The organism is Methylibium sp., assembly GCF_013817365.1.
Lineage (GTDB): Bacteria > Pseudomonadota > Gammaproteobacteria > Burkholderiales > Burkholderiaceae_C > Methylibium.
Genome location: NZ_JACDCU010000275.1, coordinates 1 through 5,749 on the forward strand (window position 1 = coordinate 1; position 5,749 = coordinate 5,749).

The 5,749-nt window shown below is 67.5% G+C and carries 7 protein-coding genes; 5 read left to right on the forward strand and 2 right to left on the reverse strand.

Going from position 1 to position 5,749, the window contains the following annotated elements; translation table 11 throughout:
• The 5 genes from H0W38_RS15365 to parC all read left to right on the forward strand — a co-directional run.
• On the forward strand, window positions 1-988 hold a 988-nt coding region (locus H0W38_RS15365; protein ID WP_292455600.1), incomplete at its 5' end, for a toprim domain-containing protein.
• Window positions 985-1,530: an N-acetyltransferase gene (locus H0W38_RS15370; RefSeq protein ID WP_292455602.1), complete on the forward strand. Its 546-nt coding sequence runs from the start codon at window positions 985-987 to the stop codon at window positions 1,528-1,530. The genes H0W38_RS15365 and H0W38_RS15370, both read left to right, overlap by 4 nt.
• 152 nt (window positions 1,531-1,682) lie before the next feature.
• Window positions 1,683-1,925, forward strand: coding sequence for a type II toxin-antitoxin system Phd/YefM family antitoxin (locus H0W38_RS15375; protein WP_292455603.1), 243 nt, complete (start codon window positions 1,683-1,685; stop codon window positions 1,923-1,925).
• A complete protein-coding gene (locus H0W38_RS15380; protein ID WP_292455606.1) occupies window positions 1,922-2,299 on the forward strand; it encodes a type II toxin-antitoxin system VapC family toxin in 378 nt (125 codons plus the stop codon). The genes H0W38_RS15375 and H0W38_RS15380 overlap by 4 nt, the downstream gene beginning before the upstream one ends.
• Window positions 2,300-4,618, forward strand: coding sequence for a DNA topoisomerase IV subunit A (gene parC / locus H0W38_RS15385; RefSeq protein ID WP_292455609.1), 2,319 nt, complete (start codon window positions 2,300-2,302; stop codon window positions 4,616-4,618).
• A 78-nt stretch (window positions 4,619-4,696) separates the two neighbouring features.
• On the opposite strand, the gene H0W38_RS15390 is transcribed toward parC, so the two are convergent.
• Both H0W38_RS15390 and H0W38_RS15395 read right to left on the reverse strand, forming a co-directional pair.
• Entirely contained in the window at window positions 4,697-5,089 is a 393-nt protein-coding gene (locus H0W38_RS15390; RefSeq protein ID WP_292455610.1) for a hypothetical protein, read from the reverse strand.
• Between the two features lie 132 nt (window positions 5,090-5,221).
• The gene (locus H0W38_RS15395) at window positions 5,222-5,728 is read right to left on the reverse strand and encodes a disulfide bond formation protein B (RefSeq protein ID WP_292455613.1); all 507 of its coding nucleotides are present in this window, start codon (window positions 5,726-5,728) and stop codon (window positions 5,222-5,224) included.
• Window positions 5,729-5,749 lie beyond the last annotated feature (21 nt).

Genomic DNA, 5,749 nt, shown 5'->3' on the forward strand with positions numbered 1-5,749 from the left:
CGCCAGTTTCGTGCTGAGCGCGAAGGTGCTCGATCCGCAGTTCCAGGGCCAGACCAAGGAGCGCCTGAACTCGCGCGATGCGCTGCGCCTCGTCTCCACCTACGTGCGCCCCGCCTTCGAGCTGTGGCTCAACCAGCACGTGTCCGAAGGCAAGAAGCTCGCCGAACTGGTGATTCGCCAGGCCCAGGCGCGCCAGCGCGCGGGGCAGAAGGTCGAGAAGCGCAAGGGCTCCGGCGTGGCCGTGCTGCCCGGCAAGCTGACCGATTGCGAAAGCCGCGACCTCACGCTCAACGAGCTGTTCCTCGTTGAGGGCGATTCGGCCGGCGGCAGCGCCAAGATGGGCCGTGACAAGGAGACGCAGGCCATCCTGCCGCTGCGGGGGAAGGTGCTCAATTCATGGGAAGTCGAGCGCGACCGGCTGTTCGCCAACAACGAGATCCACGACATTGCGGTGGCCATCGGCGTCGATCCACACGGCGCGAACGACACGCCCGATCTGTCCGGCCTGCGCTACGGCAAGGTCTGCATCCTGAGCGATGCCGACGTCGACGGCTCGCACATCCAGGTGCTGCTGCTGACGCTGTTCTTCCGCCATTTCCCCAAGCTCATCGAAGCGGGCAACGTCTTCATCGCCAAGCCGCCGCTCTTTCGCGTCGACACGCCGGCGCGGGGCAAAAAGCCGGCCGCCAAGCTCTATGCGCTCGACGACGGCGAGCTCACTGCCATCCTCGACAAGCTGCGCAAGGAAGGAGCGCGCGAAAACTCCTGGGCCATCAGCCGCTTCAAGGGCCTGGGCGAGATGAACGCCGAGCAGTTGTGGGACACCACGCTCAACCCCGAGACCCGCCGCTTGCTGCAGGTGTCATGGGGCCGGCTCGATTTCCTCGCAACCGAGGGGTCGTTCAACAAACTGATGGGCAAGGGCGAAGCGGCCTCGCGGCGGGCGTTGATGGAGCTGCATGGGGACGAGGTGGAGGTGGACGTGTGAATCCCGCACCCGCCGCCACGCAGCTGCGCCTGCGCCCCACCATGCTGTTCGACCTCGACTTCGTGCTCACGGTCGAGCAGGACCCGGCCTGCCGGCCCTTTATTACGCCATGGGAGCGTACGCAGCACGAGGGCGCGGTGCGGTTTCCCGACTTCCGGCACTTCATCGTCGAGGCGGGCACCGGCACGCAGGCGGTCGGCTTCGTGATCCTGCAGGGCTGCCGCAGCCGGCATCGATCGATCGAGCTCAAGCGCATGGTGATCCAGGTGCAGGGGCAAGGTTTAGGGCGCGCGTGCCTGCGCATGCTCGAGCAGATCGCCTTTCGCGACCTGCATGCGCATCGTTTGTGGCTAGACGTGAAGGCGAACAACGTGCGGGCCAAGGCGCTGTACGACAGCGAAGGCTTTGTCGAGGAAGGGCGGCTGCGCGACTGCGTGCTCATTGACGAGAACGGCGTGCAGGGCTACGACTCGCTGATCGTGACGTCGATGCTCGAAGCCGAGTACGCCGAGCGGCAGCAGGCCGGGCAAGACGCTGCCTGAGAAGTTTCCGAGGACTTCGGACAGGGTCGGCCAGCGAGCGGCCGACGATCCGGCGAACTCTTGTCAGAACGCAGTGCGACTGCTTCGACGCCGCGACCTACAATCGGCATGACCAACTCTGGTCAATCCGTGTTGTCGACGAAGGACATGTCATGCAGGTCAACATTTACGAAGCCAAGACCCGACTGTCCGAACTGGTGGAGCAGGCGCGTCAGGGGCACACCGTGGTGATCGCCAAGTCGGGCACGCCGATGGCCAAGCTGGTGCCGCTCGATTCCGGGCCGAAACGCAAGATCAGGTTCGGCTTGATGAAGGGCGAGTTCATTGAGACGGCGGACTTCGACGATCCGCTTGCAGACGACCTGCTCGCAGCTTTCGAAGGCCGTGAGCCTTGAAGCTCCTGCTCGACACGCACATCGCCTTGTGGATGCTGCGAGATGCCCTTGAACTCAACGCCAAGGCACGCAAGCTGATCGGCGCCGCCGACGAGCTTTACGTCAGCAGCGTCTCGATCTGGGAGGCCGCCATCAAGGCGGCGGCCGGCAAGCTGCCGATCGACATGCCCCGCATGGAAGCGCAACTGTTGGCGACCGGGTGCCTTCCTTTGCCCATGACCTGGGCGCACGCCGTGGCCTATCGCCAACTGCCCCCCCTGCACCGCGACCCGTTCGACCGCATGCTCGTCTCGCAGGCGATGAGTGAGCCGCTGCGCTTCCTGACCCACGACGCCGCCCTGGCCGCCTACTCCGATCTCGTCACCGTTGTCTGAATGAACGACCTGTTTGCCCCCGTGCTGCCTGATCCGGGCGACGCCATCACCCTGGCCGACTACGCCGAGCGCGCCTATCTCGAGTACGCCCTTTCCGTCGTCAAGGGCCGCGCGCTGCCCGACGTGTGCGACGGCCAAAAGCCCGTGCAGCGCCGCATCCTCTATGCGATGGAGCGCCTGGGCCTGGCCTTCACCACGCCGGGCGGCCCCAAGGCGATGAAAAGCGCGCGCGTGGTCGGCGACGTGCTCGGGCGCTACCACCCGCACGGCGACAGCGCTGCCTACGACGCGCTGGTGCGCATGGCGCAGGATTTTTCGCAGCGCTATCCGCTGATCGACGGGCAGGGCAACTTCGGCTCGCGCGACGGCGACGGCGCGGCGGCCATGCGCTACACCGAAGCGCGCCTCGCGCCCATCACGCGGCTGCTGCTCGACGAGATCGACGAAGGCACGGTCGATTTCATCGCCAACTACGACGGCTCGACGCAGGAGCCGCGCCAGTTGCCGGCGCGCCTGCCTTTCGTGCTGCTCAACGGCGCCAGCGGCATCGCGGTCGGTCTGGCCACAGAGGTGCCGAGCCACAACCTGCGCGAGGTGGCGGCCGCTGCGGTCGCGCTCCTCAAGAACGAGAAGCTGGCTGAAGACGAGTTGCATGCGCTGCTGCCCGGCCCCGACTATCCGGGCGGCGGCCAGATCATCAGTGGCGAGTCCGATATCCGAGAGGCTTACCGGACGGGCCGCGGCTCGCTCAAGGTGCGCGCGCGCTGGAAGATCGAGGACCTTGCGCGCGGCCAGTGGAACCTGGTGGTCACCGAACTGCCGCCCGGCGTGAGCACGCAGAGGGTGCTCGAAGAGATCGAGGAGCTCACCAATCCGAAGGTGCGGGCTGGCAAGAAGGCCGTCTCTGCGGAGCAGGCGCAACTCAAGACGACCGTGCTCACCGTGCTCGACGCGGTGCGCGACGAGTCCGGCAAGGAGGCCGCCGTGCGCCTCGTGTTCGAGCCGAAGAGCCGCACGGTGGAGCAGCAGGAGCTGATCAACGTGTTGCTGGCACACACCAGCCTGGAGACTTCGGCGCCGATCAACCTCACGATGGTGGGCGCCGACGGCCGGCCGACGCAGAAGTCGCTGCGGCAGATGCTGGCCGAGTGGATCGGCTTTCGCCTGGCGACGGTGCAGCGCCGCACGCGCCACCGGCTCGGCAAGGTGCTGGACCGAATCCACATCCTCGAAGGCCGGCAGCTCGTGCTGCTCAACATCGACGAGGTGATCCGCATCATCCGCGCGGCCGACGAGCCCAGGCCGGCGCTGGTCGAGCGCTTCGGGCTGAGCGAACGGCAAGCGGAAGACATTCTCGAGATCCGCCTGCGTCAACTGGCGCGGCTGGAGGCGATCAAGATCGAGCAGGAGCTGAAGGAACTGCGTATCGACCAGGGCCGGCTCGAGGACATCCTCAACAGCCCGGCTGCACTGCGGCGCGCGGTGGTCAAGGAGGTCGAGGCCGATGCCAGACAGCATGGCGACGAGCGCCGCACTCTTATTCAGGCCGACAAGCGGGCGGTGGCGGAGGTGCGGGTGATCGACGAGCCGGTCACGGTGGTGATCAGCGGCAAGGGCTGGGTGCGGGCGCGCCAGGGCCACGGGCACCCTATGGCCAGCTTCGCCTTCAAGGCGGGCGATTCGCTCTACGGCACCTTCGAGTGCCGCACCACCGATGCGCTGCTCGTCTTCGGCTCCGCGGCCAACGGCGCGGGCCGCGTGTACAGCGTGTCGGTGGCGGGCTTGCCGGGCGCACGCGGCGACGGCCAGCCGATCACCTCGATGATCGATCTGGAAACCGGCACCCAGCCGCTGCACTACTTCGCCGGCCCGGCCGAGGCCACGCTGCTGCTCGCCAACACCGGCGGCTACGGCCTGCTCGCGAAAGTGGGCGACCTGGTCGCACGCCAGCGCGGCGGCAAGAGCTTCCTGAGTCTGGCCGAGGGTGACAAGCCGCTTCCGCCGAGCCGGGCCGACGGTGCGGCGCAAGTGGCCTGTCTGAGCTTGACGGGTCGCCTGCTGGTCTTTGCGCTGGATGACATCAAGCTCCAGCCCAAGGGGGGCCGCGGTCTCACCTTGATCGATCTCGAAGCGAGGGACGCCTTGGTCAGCGCGGCTGCATTCGAGAAGACGCTGCGGGTGCTCGGCAGCGGGCGCGGTGGCAAGGCCAAGGACGAAACACTGGGCGCCGCCGCGCTGACGGTTTATCGCGGCGCGCGCGCCCGCAAGGGCAAGCCGGCGGATATCGGCTTCAAGCCGACCTTGCTGCTGCGCACCTGAGCCGCGTTGCCACCTTGCGAGCGAATGACGGGCGGGCGCTTGCTTCGCCCGCCGAGCCGTTCGCCGGCTGCGGCGAGGTCACTTGCCGCGAGCCACCGGCCTTGCTCGCTTGGCCGAGGTCACGCCGGGTTTGGTCGCTGCTGACGTTGAAACCGACGGCTCGGCCGGCCGTGCGCTGACCCGGCGGCGCCGTGCCGGTTGTTCCGGTCGAGCGACGCTGGGCTTGGCGCTTTTGGTTGGCTTCGGCGGCGTCACCACGCCTGCCGGCGGCTGCACGGGCACGCTGGGCCACAGCGAGCGCCAGTAGCGCCACCAGTCTTCCGTGGCATGGGTCGTGTGTTGCCAGACGGCGCGTTGCGCCTCGGCGATGGCTTGTGGCGACCACAGGGCCGCATCGCGTCGCGATTCGGCTTTCGGCGCGGCAGTGCCGTTATCGGGCGGGTGGGGAAACCAGAAACGCCAGGGGGTCATGCTCGTCTCCTTCGGCGCGCGGTGCGCCGGTGACTAGCTTAGGCCTTGCGCAGGACGATGCCTCGAACCCGGGAACCGGGTGCGGGTTTGACGCGACAGTCTCAGCCTCGCAACCTGTCCCGTCTCGCTGCATCAGCGCAGCTTGCGGTCCCGCAGCAGGAGCAGCGCGGTCAGCGCGATCAATGCGAACAGCGCGCCGCTCCACACCTCGAAGGGCAGGCCGAGCAAGCGCGCGCTGGCAGCCTCCATGCAGGTGGCGGTGACCTGAAAGAGGAAGGGCAGTGCGGTTTCCAATCCCGTCGCACTTAGAAAGCGATCGGCCACCGTGAAGGCGCAGCTCGCGTCCTTGGCGGCCACCTGGTGCTGGAACACCGCTGAAGCGATGCCGCCGAGCGCAAGCGCCAGCACGCCGAGGGTGCTCAGCAGGCTTGCCGTGCGCGCCGCTATGGCCCATCCGATCAGCGCGACCACTGCAATTGCGAGGTACAGCACGCGCTGAAAAATGCACCACGGGCAGGGCAGCATGTCGAACGCGTGCTGCGCGACCAGCGCGCCGCTTACCGCGAGCAGGCAGACCAGCGCGATCAACGCCAGCACGCCGCGCGGCATGCGGTGAAAGACGCTGCCCCGTGGTTTCATTGCACCTCGGCGATCAGCTCG